This is a genomic window from Luteitalea pratensis, from assembly GCF_001618865.1.
Lineage (GTDB): Bacteria > Acidobacteriota > Vicinamibacteria > Vicinamibacterales > Vicinamibacteraceae > Luteitalea > Luteitalea pratensis.
The window spans coordinates 420,970-438,803 of record NZ_CP015136.1; the positions used below are offsets into that span (position 1 = coordinate 420,970).

A 17,834-nucleotide genomic window follows, 5' to 3' on the forward strand; every position below is an offset into this window, starting at 1 on the left:
GGCCAGCGCACCCAATCCGGCCCACGTCGATGCGGCACCAGGGGAGGCCCCGGTGTTCTTCGGCCGGGTCCCGCAGCGTTAGACCCTAATAACCTCCATGAATCACGTCCCCACGAGTATCGGGCGGTACGAAGTCGAGCGTCTCCTCGGGGAAGGGGGCATGGGGGTGCTGTACCTCGCCCGCGATCCCGTGCTCGACCGCCACGTGGCGCTGAAACTGCTGCGCGTCAATGGCGAGGACCTGCGCCGTCGCTTCATGCGTGAGGCTCAATCGGCAGGACGGCTCCAGCACCCCAACATTGTCACCGTCTATGACGTCGGCGACCACGATGGCCAGCTCTATATCGCCATGGAGTACATCGATGGCGACACGCTGGCGACGCTGATCCGCGACGACGCGCCGTTTTCGGCGATCCGCAAGCTGGACATCATCGACGAAGTGGCCGAGGGTCTCGGCTTCGCGCATCAACGCGGCATCATCCACCGGGACATCAAGCCAGCCAACCTGATGATGTCGCGGGGCGGGCTCGTGAAGGTCCTCGATTTTGGCATCGCCAGGGTCGCGACGCACCGCGATTCCGGCGAGATCGACGCGCCGACGCTGATCGGCACGCCCGCCTACATGGCCCCGGAGCAGCTCGAAGGCGCGGACGTGGACGCCCGCAGCGACATCTACGCAGTCGGGCTGGTGATGTACGAGTTCTTCTCCGGCAGGCGCGCCTTTTCCGGGGCGACCACGGCCGACGTGCTCCAGAAGGTCCTCGACGCGCAGCCGATCCCCATCGGGGACCTGATTCCCGACATCGACCCCGACCTGTGCAAGGTCATCGGGCGGGCCATGGCCCGGCAGCCGACGGATCGATATCCGGACCTGCAGGCGATGCGCAAGGACCTGGCGCGCGCCCGCCGCCGCGCCATGCAGGCCAGCGGCGACGACGCGACGATCGTGGTCGGGCTGCCGGTGACCAGGCCCATGGGGCAGGCGCCGCCGCCGCCGGACGCCGTGCGGGCCACGGTCGTCCCGCCGCCCACGCCGCCGCCGGCGACACCCGCGCAGGCGGTCGCGTTGCCGCCGACCGCCGCCGACCGTGGCCTGGCGCACCTCGCCGCGCAGCGCCCGTCCGTGCCCCGGTCACCGGCGCCATCGTCCGAGGAGACCATCTACGCACCCGTTGCCGCGAGAGCTCCGGCGACTGCTCCGCAGGCTGCCCCGATCCCGGCGCCCGTGAGTCACGCCGCGACGGGCCCGGTCCCGGAGCCGATCGCCTCCGTGCCGCCACCGCCCCTGCCGAGCCCCGGGTTCGTTCCCACTTCAGCGGGTTCGGAGGCGCGTACTGCCACGCCGCCTGACGAGGGGCCAGTGCCGGTTCCCCTCCCGGCGGTGCCGTCCAGCGGAATGTTTCCCCTGCTGACCGCGGGTCGCGCCACCGTTGACGCTCCCGTCGTTCCCACTGCCCGTGAGCGCACCGCGGCCGGGCCGGTCGCTGGCTCCGGGGCCGAGACCGACGCGAAGCCCGCCTCGCCGCCACGCATGGCAGTGGCGGCGGCTCCACCGCCTGTCGCCGCGCCCGGCGTCGTCCAGGGCAGCCCTGTTCCGGGCCCACCGACGACGCGACGGGGCATCCCGGCGGCGATCATCGTCGGCGGCCTCGTGGCGATGCTGGCGATCTGTTTCATCGCCGCGTTCCTCGCTGTCCGCTCCTTCGGCCTGCTCAGGGGAACACCCATCTCTGGCCTGCTCACCCGAACCGTCGAGCCAAAGGTGACCAACCCGCCGCACGACGATGCACCGGCCACCACCACGCCGCCGGCGACCGAGTCCACTCCGGTCACGGCAACGGCGGCGACGACGCCGGGAACCACCGAGGTCGCAGTGGCCCCACCCGTGGAGCCGCCAGTGGCACCCCCGGTTGTCGCGACCGAGTCGCCACGGCCGACGGTGCAGGAACCACCGGCGGTCGTCCAGCCTCCGGTGACCCGGCCCACCACGCCGCCGCCCGGACGCGTGCCGCCGCCGCGCCAGGCGCCGCCCGCGCGCCAGACGACCAACACACGGCAGGTCCCCCCGACCGTGCCGACCCGGCCCGTCACGACCGAGAGCCGCGAAGTGGCGCCACCGCCAGTCGTTGCCGAGCCGCCGCCGCGTCAGGTGGAGCGTCGGGAGCCCGATCCGCCTGCCGTCGTCGCCCCCACCGACGAGGGGATAGCGCTCGTGCGAGCCTACGTCGCGGCCCGAAACACGGCCCACGCTTCCGGCATCCGCCGCGTCTGGCCGGGCGTCGACGACAACCACCTGCGCCGTATCACGAGTGCGTTTTCCGCGCCGTTGACGCTGGGCGGCTGCGAGATCGAGGCGCGTGATGCCGCGCACGCGAGCGCCACGTGTCGACTGACACAGCCGGGCACCACGGGCACGTACGCCGCGGGACAGGACCTCACGATCCGCCGGACCTTCGTCTTCGACCTGCTGCGCCAGGGGCGCACGTGGGTCATCGCGGGCCTGCGCGAATGACTCCTTCCGCCGCAATCGGTCCGGTCGCGGCGTGCGAGCTCGAACTGTCGCCCACGATGCCCATCAGTCGGGCAGATCAAGTTGCCGACAAGACCGGTAGCGTTACCGAGTCGCGGCAGGATTGGCGCGGCAAGGCAGGCCAGGTGGCCGTCGAGTGGCTGATGGAGCCGGCGGACACGCACGTACGGCTCGTGGATCGTCGACGAGTTCTGATGGACGCCGCGTTGCGCCGCGTCGCCGAGCGTGTCCCGCTCGAGGACGTGCGGATCGTCGTCGACTCGATCCTCACCCTGCGCGAAACCGGCGGCAACCTGAGCGAGACCTTCGACGTGGTGGCCAACACCACGTCGAGCGCAAGAAGGTGTCGGGCGAAACAAGTCGATGACCGCCCAGCGCATGACGCAGGGCTTCATCAATGTGTCTCCTGCCGCCGGGTATGCTGATGCTGTTCTCGTTCATCGACCCGACGTACACCGCGCCCCTGCTCAACACGATCCTCGGCTGGGTGACCTGCTCGGCGTCTCGATTGGCGAGGTCCTGAAATCACAGGCCTCGTTGCTGCGGACCGAGCGGTTCCAGCGCGCGGAGAAAGCGGTGGGCAGGCGACGCAGAAGATCATCTTCCCGATGCCGCTGTTCATCTTCCCGGCGGTGTTGCTGATGGCGATCGCACCAATCGCCGTGAAGTTCATCTTTTCGAATTTGTGAGGCTGATTCGTGCGCACCCGCCGCCTGATCGTCGTGACGCCCGAGGGCGACCGCGAGTTGCTGTTCATCGGTCGATTGACGATCGGCCGCGCGCCCGAGTGCGACATCAGCCTCGCCGATACGAAGATCTCGCGCCGCCACGCGGAGTTCGACGCGTCCGGACCGATGCCACGCGTCACCGATCTGGGCAGTCGCAACGGGATCCTCGTCAACGGCCGCAAGGTCGGGGCCGCCGATCTGGTACCGGGCGACGTCGTCACCGTCGGCGACGCCAGCATCCGCTTCGAGGAGCGGGCAGCCGAGATATCCGAGCCTGAGGCCGAGGCCCCGCCTGTCGACGATCGCACGTTGGTCCTGTCGCCGCTGATGCCGCCGGTGCCGCCGCCGGTGCCTCTCCCGCTGCCGGTACCGCTGCCGGTTCCGCCGGCCATCACGGCGCCCCCATTGCCGCCACCCGAACCGATCGGCGGTATGCCGGACCTCGATCTGGTCGTGAGCACCGATCCCGAGAAGACCGGCGCCCTGCCACCGCGGGTGAAGCCGGCTCCGGTCGCCCGGGAAGTATTGCCGACTGACGCGTCCGCGGAACGGACGACGCTGCTGCCGCCACCGCAGCGTGCGGCCGCGGAGGCAAAGCGGCTGGCCGACGCAAGCCCCGCAGTGTCGATGGCCGTGCCTGAGGCCGTGCCGCCAGTTGTCCCGGCCTCTCGCCCGCCCACCGTGCCGCCAGCGCCGCCTCACGAACCGCCGGTCGCAGCCGTGCCTGCGGTTGCGCCTGCGGCAGCTGCCAGTGTGGCAGGGACCGCAACCGGCGTTGCGCTGAAGGGACCCCGTTTCTCCTGGGGCGGCCTCGTGACGCTGGCCGCGGTCCTGCTGGGCGGTCTCGCGGTCCTGATGGGTGCCTTGCCGCTGATGTCGGCCTCGTCGAGCACCCTCGACGCGCTCTCGCAGCGGCAGGCGCGGACGTTGGCCGGCTGGCTCGCGGCGGGCGTCGATCCGCAGGGCAGCACGGTCGTCGATCCGGGAGTGATGGAGGGGGTGCTCGCGCAGCCCGGGGTTGCCCGGGCGATGGTGCTCGAGCGGGCGACAGGTCGCGCGATTGCACCGGTCTCCCTCAACGGGCGGGCCTACAGCGCGCTTCCTGGCCTCGGCGAGACATGGCGTGACTTGTCCTCGGCACGCGTAAGTCGCGTCGATGCCTTTGCCGATGCGTACGTGCCTGCCGGCCGGGGCGCCTACATCGCCTGGGTGCGCTACGAGCGTCCCTCGTCCGACGACACCGGCCTCGCGATCATGGTGGCGCTGGTCGTGACGCTCGTCTTCGCGATGCTGATCGCCCTGCTCATCAAGCGCCATACGAAGGCGATGCTGCAGCACTTCACGCGACAGGTGGAACTGGTCGTGTCTGGCGCGTCTCCCACGGTGATGCAGGGCACGTTGATGCCTGGCCTGGAACGCTTGCCGGGCGTGGTGACCAACCTGCTCGAACAGCGGCGCGCTGGCGGTGCGATGCAGGCTGGTGCCCGTGTGCCCGGCCTGATCGACACCGACGAACCGGCGCTGCCGCCAGTCGCCGCGTCGCCCATCGATCCGGATCCGCCGTGGCTCGAGGTGACACCCTCGCTGATGGTGGCTGCGTCGAGCGCGCACGGCCCGGAGGTGGGCGCAACGGGTTGGAGCAACGCCCGCGGCCGTCACCTGCTCGACGTGCTCGACAACGGGCCGGTTCGCAACGCTGTCGTGCAGGGGCTCGGGGCCCTGAGCATGCAGTCGGGCGCAGAGGCCACGGTGCCGTTGCCGGACGGGGCGCCGGTCGCGATCCGACGCGAGTCCTCGGGGCATGTGCGCGTGACACTGGGCGCGCGTTGAGGTAGAGAGGCCCATGTCATCCCACGAACGCACGCCCGCAAGATTCGTGCTGCAGCGCCCCGATGGCGAGGAACTGGTCTACGGGCTCGACCAGGGCCGGTCGGTCACGCTTGGCCGCGACACTGGCAACACCATCGTCTTCGCCTCGCAGTTCGTCTCGAAACGCCACGCACTCGTCTCGTGGACGCCGCGCGGCGTGCGCATCGAGGACCAGGACAGCGCCAACGGGATCACGGTCAACGGCCTCACCGTCCATGCGGCGCAGCTCTCGTCCGGCGACATGATCCAGATTGGCGACCAGCACCTGGTGTTCGAGGTCGAGGGGCACGCGAGCGTGGCTGCGCCCGAGCCTGGCTGGGTCGCACCCGGCGGCGGGAACAAGGGACTGCGCCTCATTCTCGCCGCGGTGCTGACGATGCTCGTGATGGTCGGCGGTCTTGCGACGATCTACGTGATGTTCCTGGCACCGGCAGTGGAGCAGGCGACGCCGACGAGCACGGCGGTGCGCGAGGATCCCTCGTTGCCGTCCGACACGAAGATCACGCCCTTCGATTCGCCCCAGGCGCAGGCGATCGAGCAGCAGGCGATCGCGGCGCACGACAAGCAGCCGGTCGACTGGCTGTACGACGAGGGGCAACTGGCGTACAAGAACGGTCGCCTGCTCGACGCCTACCGTCTCCTGAACGGGGCCCTGCTGCGCGACCCGCAGCACGAGTCCGCACGCCGCCTGTTGCTGAAGGTGATGGGCGAGCGAGAGCTGCGGCTGAACAGCCTGAAAGCCGCGGCCGCCCGCGCCGATGAGGAACTGAAGTTCGAGGAAGCCGCGCAACAGTGGGAAGCGGTGCAGGCACTCACGCTCGACAACGAGCCGCTGAACGCCCGGGCCCGCACCGAGGCGGCGCGCCTGCGCCAGCGTGCCGCACAATGAGCGCGGGAGCACTCCGACGATGCCGAAGGTGATCATCTGGCGCGATGGCGCCATCGAAACCGAGTTCGACCCCGGCCATCGTGACTGGCGCATGGGGCGATCGGAGACCAACGACATCACGTTGCTCGACCCGCGCAAGTCGGTGTCGCGCTTCCATGCGGAGCTCCGCGAGGAGAACGGACGCTGGGTCTTCATCGACCTGAACAGCCAGAACGGCAGCTGGAAGGACGGCCAGCGCGTCAATCGGCTGGTGCTCGAGCACGGCCATGAAGTGCTGTTCGGCGACTACAAGATGGCGTTCCAGGACGTCAAGGTCGCGGCGCCTCCACCGCCGCCGCCACGTCGAGGGGCCGCGCTGGTGGCGACCGACGACGTGCCGATTGCGCCGGATCAGACGCTGCTGGTGCCGGGCAAGGCGCAACCGCCCGGCCACATCGAGAGATCCACCGCCGATGGCGCCGGCGCGGCGGTGTCGTCTGCCACGCCGGCCTCACCCGCACCGTTGCCGCCAGGCAGGCTGAAGGCCAAGCCGCTGCGCAAGGGCGTCAATCCGGTCATCCTCGTACTCTTCCTGGTGGCCATGCTCGGTGCGGTGGCGGCAGTCGCGTGGAAAGTCCTGTCGTCTGGCACCGAGGAGCGACCTGTTGTCCAGGCCGAGACGCCGGCAGCTCCGCCGGCCCAGACACCGGCGGCCGCACCGCCGCCCGTCGCGCCGCCCCCTGTCGATGTGCCGCCGGCGCTGCCTCCGCCTGGCGTCGCCGTGACGCAGGGACAGACGCCGGCGACCACACCTGCGCCACCTCCCACGTCGCCAACGCCGGGCAGCAAGGCCGGTCCCGAGGTGGCGCCGCCGCGGCCCAAGCGTGTACCGCCTCCGCCGCCCAAGGACAACCCGGCGATCGTCGTGCGTTACGACGAGGGCCGCCGTGCGATCCGTGCCGGTCACTTCATCGAAGCCGAGCGCGCCTTCCAGGCCGTGCTCCAGATGCAGCCCGGCTTCCGCGACACGCAGACCTTGCTCGCGCAGGCGAGGGACGGCCAGTCGACGGCGCGCCAGAAGTCCCTCGCAGATGGGCGGGCCTTCGAGGCGAGCGGCGATTGGACGCGGGCCATCGCCGCGTACGAACGTGCCGGCGCCGCCGACATGGCCAGCGCTGCGCGGTCGAAGATGACGGTCGCGGGTGACGATGCCTACCGCAAGGCGCGGCAGTTCGACGCCCGCAACCGGCCCATCGAAGCGATGACGTGGTACCAGCGTGCGGTCCAGTGGCTGCCCGACAGCGACGCGCGCAAGGCCACCGCGCAGGAACGGCTCGCGGCGCTCAAGGGAGGCGGCGCGTGACCGACGCCGAGCTCGACGCGCGGCTGGGCGATCTGCGCGATGCCGAGACCGCCGACATCGCGCTCAAGGCCGCGCTGACTGGCCACATGGTGCTCTCGAGCCTGCACACCAACGACGCGACGGGCGCCGTGCTGCGCCTGCTCAACATGGGACTCGAGTCGTTCATCGTCGCGTCCGCGCTGCGCCTGGTGGTGGCACAGCGCCCGGTGCGCCGTCTGTGCAAGGAGTGCAAGGTGCCCCTAGAGATCGACGTTCGCACGCATCCTTTGACCGCAACCTACGACCGGCTGCACCACCACGGCCGCGTGTCGATCCGCGAGCGGCGCGAGTGCGCCGCCGGTGGCGGCGCCGCCTACCGCGGCCGCACCGGCATCTTCGAGGTGCTGCGAATCTCGCCGGCCATCGAGGACCTCGTGATGCGCCGCGCCTCGGTCTCCGAGATTCGCCTCCAGGCCTACCGCGACGCCATGCGCACGCTACGTGAAGCCGCGCTGGCCAAGGTGATCGCTGGAGAGATGTCACTGGCCGAGGTGCTTCAGCACACCGTCGCCGTCGACATGCCTGTCGCGGGATTTGCCTGATGGGAGCCACCACTACCGTGACCCTGGGCGGCAGCGCTACCGACCGCGGACCAGTACGAGAAGTCAACGAGGACCGTGTCCTCTGCGAGGATCGCTACGGCCTGTACGCAATTTTCGATGGTGTCGGCGGCCACAACGCCGGTGAAGTGGCGTCGCAACTCGCGCTCGAGACGCTGGCCGGCTACATCGCCCGTTCGGCGAGCAACGCCGACGACGACACGTGGCCACTCGGGTGGGATCCGCGCCTCTCGGCGACGTCCAATCGCCTGCGCACTGCCGTCGTGCTGGCCAACCAGCGCGTGCACCTGGCCGCGCAATCCGATCCGAGCCTGGAGGGCATGGCCACGACCGTGGCTGCCGTCCTCGTGGCTGGCAACGTCGTTTCGTTCGCGCACGTCGGCGACAGCCGCATCTATCGCCTGGAGCCGGGGCCATCCCGACTGCTCACCGAAGACGACGCGGCGACGGTGGACCAGTTCGACGCCGACGGAGAACGCATCGGCTCGCGGCGCGCGCTCACGCGTGCGCTGGGTGCCGAAACCGACGTGACGCCGTCGATGGCCGAGATGCCGGTTCCGCCACACATCCGCCTCCTGCTCTGCAGCGACGGCCTGCATGGCGTCATCGGGCTCGAGGAGATCGATCCGGAGGCCTTCATCGGCGCCCCGCACTCCGTGGCGGAGCGGTTGATGACCCAGGCCATCGACGCCGGCACTCGCGACAACGTCAGCGTCCTCGTCGTGGACGTGGGAGAAAAGGCGTGAACACGAATCTGATCGGGAACCGGGAATCGGGAACCGGGGACCGGATCGACGGCCTTCGTCGGTCGGCCTTCGGCCTTCGGGCTGGGTTGACCGCGTTTGGCATCGCGGCATTCGGTGTCGCGGCAGTCTCACGCGTGGCCGACGCGCAGCCGCTGGAGGCCAAGGACACGCAGCCGTACAGGAGCGCCGTCTACAACGTGGCCTTCAGCTACCCGAGGGAGGACTGGGTGGCCGTGCCGGCGGCTGGCGGCAACATCGCGCTGCTGATGCAGAAGAAGGGCGAGGCCAGTCTCGCGCTCGACTTCCAGGTGTTGCAGGTGGCGCTGGCGCCCGACGAGATCGACGGCACGTTCAAGGAGATCGAACTCGAACAGCTCACCCAGCGCGCACCACATGCACGGGTCATGAGCAGCGCGCTGAATGAAGTCGGCGGCCACAAGGTCATCGTCATCCGCTACGGCGCGAGTGGGCTCACGGGCGACCTCGACGTCACGCAGTACAGCGTCGTCAGCGGCGCGTCGCTGTATCGGCTGACGTGCGCGGCGACGCGGGCGACGGCCGCCAGGCACGTGCGGGCGTGCGACACCGTGGCCCGCACCCTGGTCGTCGGCAAGCAGTGACGCCAGCGACCGTGATACCGGCAATGGCCCGCGGCCGCCTCGACGCTGGCGATCGTGGAGATCCGGCATGAGCTGCTGTTGGCGTTCACGAAGTTCCGAAGTCGGCGCCAAGTGTCTGCCGTTGCTACAACTGGTGCGTTGTGGTAAGGGCAGTGCGCTCTGCCGATGCATACGAACCACAGCGCGATGGAATGCACGATCTTCTCGCGGTTCCGTCGGCGATCGCCATCTGCATTCGTCGCCCTGATCGCAGTCGCCGCCTTCAGCGCTGCCCTCCCCAATGGATGGTTGGGAGACGACACGGCGCTGCTCGAAGAGCGTCTGGCCTCGGCGTCTTTCTCGACGTTCTCTTCCTACTTCAGTGAGGGCTACTGGGGTGATCTCCATTCAGGAGGCCTGTTCAGGCCACTGAGCCTTGTACTCCTTGGCCTTCAGCGGATCGCCTTCGGCCTCAGCCCCGAGTTCTATCGGTGCGTCACCCTGATTTTGCATGCCGCCTGCAGTGTCATGGTGGCCGCATGGCTTCGTCGGTCCGTTCCACAAGCTGCGGCGGTGTTCGGTGCGGTGCTGTTTGCGACGCATCCCGTTCATGCGGAAGCCGTCGCCACCGTCTACGGTCAGCAGGACGTGTGGGCGGCGCTGTTCTTCCTCGCTGCCCTTCTTGCCTCGCCGCCAGTGGCGGCTCGTTCCGCGCGGTTCAGGTCCATCGCGGCCGGGTTGTTCCTTCTGCTCAGTCTGTTGTGCAAGGAGCAGGGCGTCCTGCTACCGCTGCTCGTGTTCGTCGAGCGTCGCCTGTCCGAGGAACGCGGCGGTGAGAAACACGCCTTGACGGCGGGCCCGGCCTTCTGGTTCGCCGTCGCGCTCACGATCTACGCGCTGCTTCGAGTTCACGCGCTGGGCGCCGCGCTGGTGCCGGCAGGCGAGGCGTCGATCGCCTTTGGCTACCCCTGGTGGGCCCGTGTTCATCTGGTTGTCGCTACGGTCGGGACGTACGTTCGGCTGCTCATCATCCCGGTTGGCCAGACCACGTACTACGGACACCTGCGCTCGAGCATCCTCGGTCTGCCCGTTGTCGAGGCTCTGGTGCTTGCGGCTGCGCTCGTTGGCTTGCTCGAGTTGCGCAAGCGGCTCGATCGGCAGATTGTCGCCCTGGCGAGCGTGATCCTGCTCGTCACTTTACTGCCGGTCGCAAACGTTATCCCGATCGGCATGGTCGTCGGCGAACGCTGCCTGTATCTGCCGGTCCTGTCAATTTCGCTCCTGGCCGCAGCCGCGTGCGTTCGGTTCGCTCCAACTCGGACTGCCGCCCGCGCCGCCGTCTGCGCCCTTGCGCTCGCGGGGATCGCAGCGAGTGCTCGCGTAGTCCATCAGTGGCGCTCGCCGCTCGCCCACTGGGAGGCGACTGTCGCCAGTCACCCGACGTCGCCAATGGCGCAGGCGCGCTTGGCGCTGCTGCTCTTGCAGGACGGCTCGGGTGAGAACGAGGCAGGCACGCGCGAGGACAGGATCGACCGGGCCGAGACGGCGTCCCAGCGCGCCATTTTGCTAAATCACCGATCTCCAGAAGCCTGGGGCGCCGCGTGCATCGTCGCAGTGGTTCGAGGCGACTGTGAGCGAGCAAGGACAGCAGGAGCGCAGGCGGAAGCGCTGGGATTCCGCGATGTGGATCTTCAGCCGTTGCTCGAACGCTGTTGGTGAGTCCCACCCGGTGCGCCATTCCTTGTCGGGCCTCACCCTCCGCGTCATCGATACGGCCGTTTGCATCACGACCTGGCATTCCCGGATCCTATTCCTCCCATGACGCGTCTACGTGAACGCGCCAACCATCGGCGCGGAGTCTGGGGAGCCGAACTGCAGTTCAACAGGCCTCTTGCAGGAATGAAAGGAGGCGGACCATGTTGCGACCACTATCGTCCACCGTCGCGCGAGTTCTTTGCACGGCGGCGCTGTGCTTCGTAGCGGCCGAAGCACCTGCCGCCATGATCGCGATCCCACTGGGTGCATTTTCGACAGGGCAGCAAGTGGTGAGTTCGTTCGGGCCCCTTCCATTCACCGACAAGGGAGCCACTTTTGAGGTGTCGGGGGCACCCGCGTTCCCTGGTGCGGAGCTAACGTTGCAATTCCTGGGCTCGACCCCCACGTTGCACGTGACATTCAGTCAGCCGACCAATCGAGCCGGGTTCTCCCTGGGACCATATTGCTGTACGGGAACCGCGATGAGTCTTGCGGTGCAGGCCTTCGCCGACCCGGCCGGAGCCGTACCGGTAGGAACGATCCCGTTCAGTTTCGTGAACAGTGGGACCTTTCCCCTCTTCGCCGGCTTCCAGTCCGACGCGCCCTTCAGGCGGGCGTCCATAACCTTCACACCAGGCGGCCCGCAGGTGTCGTTCATGGCCATCGACGACTTTCGGTTCGAGGGCACAACGGCCGTACCGGAGCCAGTCTCGGTCTCGCTGATATTGCTTGGTCTTGCCGGGGCTGGAGTTCGCCTGTCGAGAACCGTCGGCGGGCGGAAAGCCACTCGCCGAACGCAGTGAGCCCGGCATGGGCCCCAGCACCCGGTAGTTCAGAATCACGTGCGGCTGCCGGAGCGGCAGCCGCACTGCCCTCGTCAGTCAGGCCGAGCCGCTCTGATGTGACCGGTGAACGCAACGCGTGGTGGCAGACGCGCTCCAGCCGCTAGAGTGGGGGCCGGCCGGCACGACGAGCCCCGCGTGCAGGTCATACCCCTTCCTCTGTGCATGACAGGAGCCCGGCGGGGGCGCCTCGACCGGCTCGCGCCGATGCCCCAGGCGACGCACCAGCGCCTGCCAGTGGCTGTCCGAGGGCCGGGGTAACATTCGCAGCCAGATGCCGCCAACGTTTCGCGTGCTCCCGCGCGGTTTCCTCGCGGCCTCGGTCGCAGCGTTCGCGCTGGTGTATCTGAGTGGAGCGGTCGTGTGGGCCGGGCTCGGAGAGCCGGCCCTACCGTTGCGTCACGAACCGGCCCTGCCAGCGCGGACCGCACCGGCCCAGCCACCGGCCCCATCGTCGCGGACGCCCGCCCGACCAGCAGCGCCCACGCCAGACTGGGGGCCGTGGGTCGAGGACGGCGCGCCGTTCTTTTCGTCGGTCCTCGACGCGCGTGCGGCTGGCGCCACACTCCCGTCCACGAATCTCTCGCCCCGGGCGCTGATCCTTCCGGCCGGTGATGGTCGCTGGGTCGCCTTCGACCCCGACCTGCTGCGCGTGGCCGCGGTGTGGTGGGGCAAGGGCGTGACGCCCACTGCGCTGGCGCCGGGCTCGTACCATCAGCCTGACCGCAAGACGCCGGGGGGCCAGAAGGGGCTCCCGCAGCCCGATGGACGGGTGGCGATCGCCAACGGCATCTACGCCGGATGGCAGGTCGGCGAACATCCCGTCCTCGAAGATCTGCGGACGCTGGCTCCCTCTCCAGAGGAGGTCGGACGGGGCCCGATTCCTGCCGATCAGGGCCGGTTCACGGCGGTGCGCCTGACGCGCGAGGGAGCCGTGCTCGAGTACGAGGTAGCCGGCACGCCCGTGCAGGAGTGGGTGAGCGGGTCACCCGGCCGCCCCGACGTCGTCGTCCGTCATTTCGAGATGGGGGCCGCTGCGCGCACGTCCTGGTTACTGCTCGGCGTCACCGCGACAGGCGCCGACGTGAACCTTGCCGCGGCAGGTCGCGAGCGCCCGGTGCTCGAGCGCCTCCCGAGCCCCGGCGGTGGAGCACCCGTCCAGTCCGTGCGCATCCCTCCATCATCCGGCCCACGCCGTTTTGCCGTCGCCATCTTCACTGGTGGCGCGGCACCGGCCATTGCCCTGGGATCGGCGCCGTCCGCGCTGCCGCAGTCGCGCTGGCGGCAGCCGATCACGACCTCCATCCACCGGTCAGCATCCACTGACGCATACGTCGTGGACGACGTGCCGTTGCCGGTGGAGAACCCGTGGAAGCGGGCGGTGCGGGTGAGTGACATCCAGTTCCTCGCCGACGGCACCGGTGCCTGCGTCACGCTCGACGGCGACGTCTGGATCGTCCGCGGTCTTGCATCGCCTGACGGTGTCGTGGCGTGGCGGCGGTTCGCGTCCGGGCTGCACGAACCGCTGACCCTGGCGATTCGAGACGAGCAGATTCACGTCTTCGATCGCAACGGCGTCTGGCGGTTGCGCGATACCGACGGCGACGGCGAGGCGGATCGGCACGAACTTTTCTCGAACGCCTTCGCGCAGACGGCGGACATGCGCGAGTTCCCGAGCACGATTCGGCTGGGACCCCGGGGCGAGTTCGTGATCGCGAAGGGTGGGCAGGAAGCGACAACGATCGGCAAGCACAACGGCAGCGTGCTCCGCCTGTCGGCCGACGGTCGATCGTCCACGGTCCTCGGCCATGGTCTGCGGCAGCCCGAGGTCTCGGTGCATCCGCAGACCGGCCTGGTGATCGCGAGCGACCAGCAGGGCCACTACATCCCGAGCACGCCGCTGCACATCGTGCGCGACCGCCAGTTCTATGGCTTCCTCAGCGACATCCTGCCGAAGGAGGTCTACCCGGAGCCAATCGCTGCCCCGGTCACGTGGATTCCGCACGACGTCAACGCCTCGGCGATGTCGCAGGTGTGGATGCTCGAATCGCGGATGGGTCCGCTCGACAACGGCCTCGTGCACATCGGCTACAACCGCCCGGAACTGTTCCGCGTCCTGCTCGACCTCGAGCGGCCGGTGCCGCAGGCGGCGGTCGTGAGCCTGACGTCGGCCTTCGACTACCCACCGCTGAATGGTGCTGTCAATCCGGCCGACGGGCAGTTGTACATCGCCGGGTTCCAGATCATCGGGTGGGGGACGACGGCCACGCGCCTGGCAGGGCTGGGCCGGGTGCGGTACACGGGTGCGCCGGTCACGGTGCCGCGCCAGGTGACTCCGATGCGTGAGGGCGTGCTGCTGCGTTTCGACATCGCCCTCGACTCGGTGGCCGCCGCCGACGTGGCCCGTTACGAGGCGGCGACCTGGGGCTACAAGCGGACCTTCCAGTACGGTTCGCCGAACTACAAGGCGGATGGGACCACGGGAACCGATCCCCTGGTGCCGAGTCGCGCGTATGTCTCGGCCGATGGCCGCGGCGTCTTCCTCGCGATACCCGACATGCGGCCTGTGATGCAGCTCAAGGTCGGATGGAAGGTGCGTGCCCGTGATGGCAAGGCCGTCGCGGGGGAGGCGTACACGACACCGTACGCACTCGAGCCGTTCAATCCACGTGCGGAAGGCTTTGGCGACCTCGTGATCGACTTGACCCGCCGCGACGCACCGCGGGCCCCCGTGGCTGCTGCCCCGGCGAGTGTGGACGAGGGCCGTCAGGTCTTCGTCAAGTACGGCTGCCTGGCCTGCCATGCCACGGAGCGTTCGTCGGCCACCAAGCTGGGCCCGCCCCTGGTGGGCGTCTTCGGCGCGCCCCGGCCAATCGTCGGCCGTGCGACCCCGGTGGTGGCCGATGAGACCTACCTGCGGCAATCGATCCGGGAACCCACGGCGGCTGTCGTCTCGGGTTTCGATCGTGGGGGCGTCGGCATGCCGAGCTTTGCCGGCGTGCTGAGCGATGAGCAGATCGAGTCCGTGATCCTGTTCCTGAAGAGCTTGAAATAACAACCTTGCAAATGTGGAGTCTCGCTCCATAATTGCAAGGTAATGATCCAGCGGTTTCTTCTCAGGGACCTCGAGATGGCGCTTGAGGACGCCCCGGCAGTCGTGATGCTGGGTCCCCGTCAGGTGGGAAAGACGACGCTGGCCCACCAGCTGACCGGCCAGCCTCCTCCGGTGTATCTCGATCTGGAGTCCGAGGGCGATCGCGCCAGGCTCCAGGAACCTGAACTGTACCTTGAGCCGCTCGAAGGCTCGCTGGTTGTGCTCGACGAGATCCAGCGCATGCCGGACCTGTTCCAGTCTCTTCGCGGGCTGATCGACCGGGGGCGGGGACGTGGCCGCAGGACGGGACGGTTCCTCCTCCTCGGCTCGGCTTCGCTCGATCTGCTCAGGCAATCGAGCGAGAGCCTCGCCGGCAGGATCACCCAACTCGAGTTGACGCCCATCACCGGGCTCGAGGCGGGAGTCGAACACCTCGATTCGCTCTGGGTCCGCGGCGGCTTCCCCGACAGCCTGCTCGCCCGTGATGAGAGGGCCAGTACACGCTGGCGGCAGAGCTTCATCCGAACGTATCTCGAGCGCGACATCCCCCAACTGGGCCCTCGGATTCCGGCCGAGACGTTGCGCCGCTTCTGGACGATGCTGGCACACCAGCAGGGCGCAGTTCTCAATGCGGCTCCCATCGCCCGGGCGCTCGGCGTGACCGGAAAGACGGTGGCCAGCTACCTCGATTTGATGGTCGACCTGCTTCTTCTCCGACGTCTGCAGCCGTGGCACCGCAACGTTGGCAAGCGGCTCGTGAAATCGCCGAAGGTCTATGTGCGCGACAGCGGCTTGGTGCACTCCCTCCTCGGTATCCCTGATCTCGATGGCCTTCTCGGCCATCCGATCGCAGGCATGACGTGGGAGGGGCTCGTGATCGAATCGCTCATCGCGTGCGTGCCGCGCGACTGGGAGCCTGCGTTCTATCGCACCAGCGCCGGAGCCGAGATCGATCTCGTCCTCGTTCCGCCGGGTGCGGCGCCCTGGGCAATCGAGGTCAAGCGGAGCGCCTCGCCACGACTGGAGCGCGGCTTCCACTCGGCCTGCGACGACATTGCTCCCGCGCAGCGCTTCGTCGTCTATCCAGGGCGCGAACGATTCCCCCTGCCTGGTGGCGCTGAGGCCATCGATCTCGTGACCCTGTGCGGCATCCTGCGCGCCCAGGCCGCCGGAGGACACTGATGCGTGCCACGCCCTTCCGATACCCGCCTGCGGACGACCTTCCACGTGCGGCCTTCGGCGTCTGGCGTTGGTCGCTCCTGCTCCTCTGCTGCGCGCTGGCCTCCACGATCGCGCACGCGCAGGCGCCGTCTGCGCCCGCGCGGCGTCCCAACATCCTCGTCATCCTCACCGATGACCAGCGTTGGGATGCGCTCGGCGTGGTCCAGCGCGAGATGGGGAAGGAGGCGCTGTTCCCGTGGCTGCAGACGCCGAACCTCGATCGCCTGGCGGCCGAGGGCGCGCGCTTCACCAACGCCTTCGTCACCACGTCACTCTGCTCGCCGAGTCGTGCGTCGCTCCTCAGCGGGCGATACGCCCGGCGCCACCAGGTGCTGAACAACTTCACCGAGTATCCCGACGACCTCCCGAGCTACCCGCTCCGCCTGAAAGCGGCAGGTTACGAGACGGCGTACGTCGGCAAGTGGCACATGGGCGAGGACAACGACGCCCAGCGTCCGGGCTTCGATCACTGGATGAGCCATCGCGGCCAGGGCAACTACTTCGACAACGAGTTCAACATCGACGGCACGCGACGCCGCATCGACGGCTACTACACGACCGTGGTCACCGACCACGCCGTCCAATGGATCGGGAAGCCACACGAGAAGCCGTGGCTGCTCGTTCTCGGGCAGAAGGCGCCGCATGGCGGGCCGATTCAGCCAGAGCCGCGCTTCGCCCACGCGTTCGACGGGTTTCCGGTGCGCACGCCGGTCAACTATCGCAGCTACCGCGCCAGCGAAGGCAAGCCGGCCTGGCTCGAGCAGAGCCTCGGCACGTGGCATGGCGCACAGGGCCCGCTCTACGACCTGAAGCGGCACGACACCTTCGTGCGGACCTATCTCGCGACGCTGCTGTCGGTGGACGAGAGTGTCGGCCGGATCGTCGACGCGTTGCGCGCGTCCGGTCAGCTCGACGACACCGCGATCGTGTTCACCAGCGACAACGGCTTCGTGCTCGGCGAGCACGGTCGCGTCGACAAGCGGACGATGTACGAGGAAAGCATCCGGGTGCCGTTGCTGGTGCGGTATCCGCGCCTGGTGAAGGCGGGAACGGTGGAGTCGCGGATGGTGATCAGCCACGATCTTGCGCCGACCCTGGTTGCGCTCGGTGGCGGCCAAGCCCTGGCCGACGTGACCGGGAAGTCGTTCCTGCCGCTGCTGCGCGGCCTGCGCACGGACTGGCGTACGGCGTTCCTCTACGAGTACAACTACGAGCCGCAGTTCCCGTACACACCAAACGTGCGTGGCGTGCGGACCGATCGCTGGAAGCTGATTCGGTACCCACAGGGCGACGGGTCCCCCGATCGATTCACGGCGGAACTGTACGACCTGGCGCACGATCGGCACGAGCTGCGCAACCTGATCGACGATCCGGCTCATGCCGCGACACGGCGTGAACTCGAGCGGCGCTTCGACGAGGTCTCGCGCGAAGCCGGCCCCGACCACATGCCCGTCTACGCCGGCATCGTCGACGTGCGGCCGGTCCACTGAGTCGGCCTTGGGCGCTGGGCCTTCGACGTTCTCACGTAGCCGTCGACCTTGATCGACGGATCTCTCCGAGCGATCTGTCACGCACGGTGTCCGTCGGGCAAGCCCGACGGCTACACTCACGAGGCCTTGT

At 68.7% G+C, this 17,834-nt stretch carries 13 protein-coding genes; all 13 read left to right on the forward strand.

Annotation, left to right across the window (positions count from 1 at the left end):
- Window positions 1-97: 97 nt before the first annotated feature.
- Window positions 98-2,512: a serine/threonine-protein kinase gene (locus LuPra_RS01800; protein WP_110169176.1), complete on the forward strand. Its 2,415-nt coding sequence runs from the start codon at window positions 98-100 to the stop codon at window positions 2,510-2,512.
- A gap of 143 nt (window positions 2,513-2,655) precedes the next feature.
- Window positions 2,656-2,955 (forward strand): type II secretion system F family protein, encoded by a 300-nt coding sequence (locus tag LuPra_RS01805; RefSeq protein WP_157898629.1) that lies wholly within the window; start codon window positions 2,656-2,658, stop codon window positions 2,953-2,955.
- 273 nt (window positions 2,956-3,228) lie between these two features.
- The gene (locus LuPra_RS01810; protein WP_110169178.1) at window positions 3,229-5,088 is read left to right on the forward strand and encodes an FHA domain-containing protein; all 1,860 of its coding nucleotides are present in this window, start codon (window positions 3,229-3,231) and stop codon (window positions 5,086-5,088) included.
- A gap of 13 nt (window positions 5,089-5,101) precedes the next feature.
- Window positions 5,102-6,016 carry an FHA domain-containing protein gene (locus tag LuPra_RS01815; RefSeq protein ID WP_110169179.1) on the forward strand — a complete coding sequence of 305 codons (915 nt, stop codon included), beginning with the start codon at window positions 5,102-5,104 and terminating at the stop codon, window positions 6,014-6,016.
- Between the two features lie 19 nt (window positions 6,017-6,035).
- Complete coding sequence (locus LuPra_RS34040; protein WP_110169180.1) at window positions 6,036-7,358, forward strand: FHA domain-containing protein; 1,323 nt, start codon at window positions 6,036-6,038, stop codon at window positions 7,356-7,358.
- Entirely contained in the window at window positions 7,355-7,939 is a 585-nt protein-coding gene (locus tag LuPra_RS33850; RefSeq protein WP_269465618.1) for a GspE/PulE family protein, read from the forward strand. The genes LuPra_RS34040 and LuPra_RS33850 overlap by 4 nt, the downstream gene beginning before the upstream one ends.
- Complete coding sequence (locus tag LuPra_RS01830) at window positions 7,939-8,703, forward strand: PP2C family protein-serine/threonine phosphatase (protein WP_110169182.1); 765 nt, start codon at window positions 7,939-7,941, stop codon at window positions 8,701-8,703. The genes LuPra_RS33850 and LuPra_RS01830 overlap by 1 nt, the downstream gene beginning before the upstream one ends.
- Window positions 8,700-9,323, forward strand: coding sequence for a hypothetical protein (locus LuPra_RS01835; protein ID WP_110169183.1), 624 nt, complete (start codon window positions 8,700-8,702; stop codon window positions 9,321-9,323). The genes LuPra_RS01830 and LuPra_RS01835 overlap by 4 nt, the downstream gene beginning before the upstream one ends.
- Window positions 9,324-9,509: 186 nt before the next feature.
- Window positions 9,510-11,021, forward strand: a complete 1,512-nt coding sequence (locus LuPra_RS01840; protein WP_110169184.1) for a hypothetical protein — start codon at window positions 9,510-9,512, stop codon at window positions 11,019-11,021.
- Between the two features lie 281 nt (window positions 11,022-11,302).
- Window positions 11,303-11,860, forward strand: coding sequence for a hypothetical protein (locus LuPra_RS32910; RefSeq protein WP_234800677.1), 558 nt, complete (start codon window positions 11,303-11,305; stop codon window positions 11,858-11,860).
- A 313-nt stretch (window positions 11,861-12,173) separates the two neighbouring features.
- Entirely contained in the window at window positions 12,174-14,954 is a 2,781-nt protein-coding gene (locus LuPra_RS01850) for a DUF6797 domain-containing protein (RefSeq protein WP_110169186.1), read from the forward strand.
- 42 nt (window positions 14,955-14,996) lie between these two features.
- The gene (locus LuPra_RS01855) at window positions 14,997-16,175 is read left to right on the forward strand and encodes an ATP-binding protein (RefSeq protein WP_110169187.1); all 1,179 of its coding nucleotides are present in this window, start codon (window positions 14,997-14,999) and stop codon (window positions 16,173-16,175) included.
- Entirely contained in the window at window positions 16,175-17,704 is a 1,530-nt protein-coding gene (locus LuPra_RS01860) for a sulfatase family protein (protein WP_110169188.1), read from the forward strand. Before LuPra_RS01855 ends, LuPra_RS01860 begins: the two co-directional genes overlap by 1 nt.
- The last annotated feature ends 130 nt before the right edge of the window (window positions 17,705-17,834 follow it).

Excerpts from the sequence above, each read along its gene's own strand:
- LuPra_RS01800 (WP_110169176.1), top strand. The coding sequence starts at position 98 with ATGAATCACGTCCCCACGAGTATCGGGCGGTACGAAGTCGAGCGTCTC.
- LuPra_RS01815 (WP_110169179.1), top strand. The coding sequence starts at position 5,102 with ATGTCATCCCACGAACGCACGCCCGCAAGATTCGTGCTGCAGCGCCCC.
- LuPra_RS34040 (WP_110169180.1), top strand. The coding sequence starts at position 6,036 with ATGCCGAAGGTGATCATCTGGCGCGATGGCGCCATCGAAACCGAGTTC.
- LuPra_RS01830 (WP_110169182.1), top strand. The coding sequence starts at position 7,939 with ATGGGAGCCACCACTACCGTGACCCTGGGCGGCAGCGCTACCGACCGC.
- LuPra_RS01840 (WP_110169184.1), top strand. The coding sequence starts at position 9,510 with ATGGAATGCACGATCTTCTCGCGGTTCCGTCGGCGATCGCCATCTGCA.
- LuPra_RS32910 (WP_234800677.1), top strand. The coding sequence starts at position 11,303 with ATGATCGCGATCCCACTGGGTGCATTTTCGACAGGGCAGCAAGTGGTG.
- LuPra_RS01850 (WP_110169186.1), top strand. The coding sequence starts at position 12,174 with ATGCCGCCAACGTTTCGCGTGCTCCCGCGCGGTTTCCTCGCGGCCTCG.
- LuPra_RS01855 (WP_110169187.1), top strand. The coding sequence starts at position 14,997 with ATGATCCAGCGGTTTCTTCTCAGGGACCTCGAGATGGCGCTTGAGGAC.
- LuPra_RS01860 (WP_110169188.1), top strand. The coding sequence starts at position 16,175 with ATGCGTGCCACGCCCTTCCGATACCCGCCTGCGGACGACCTTCCACGT.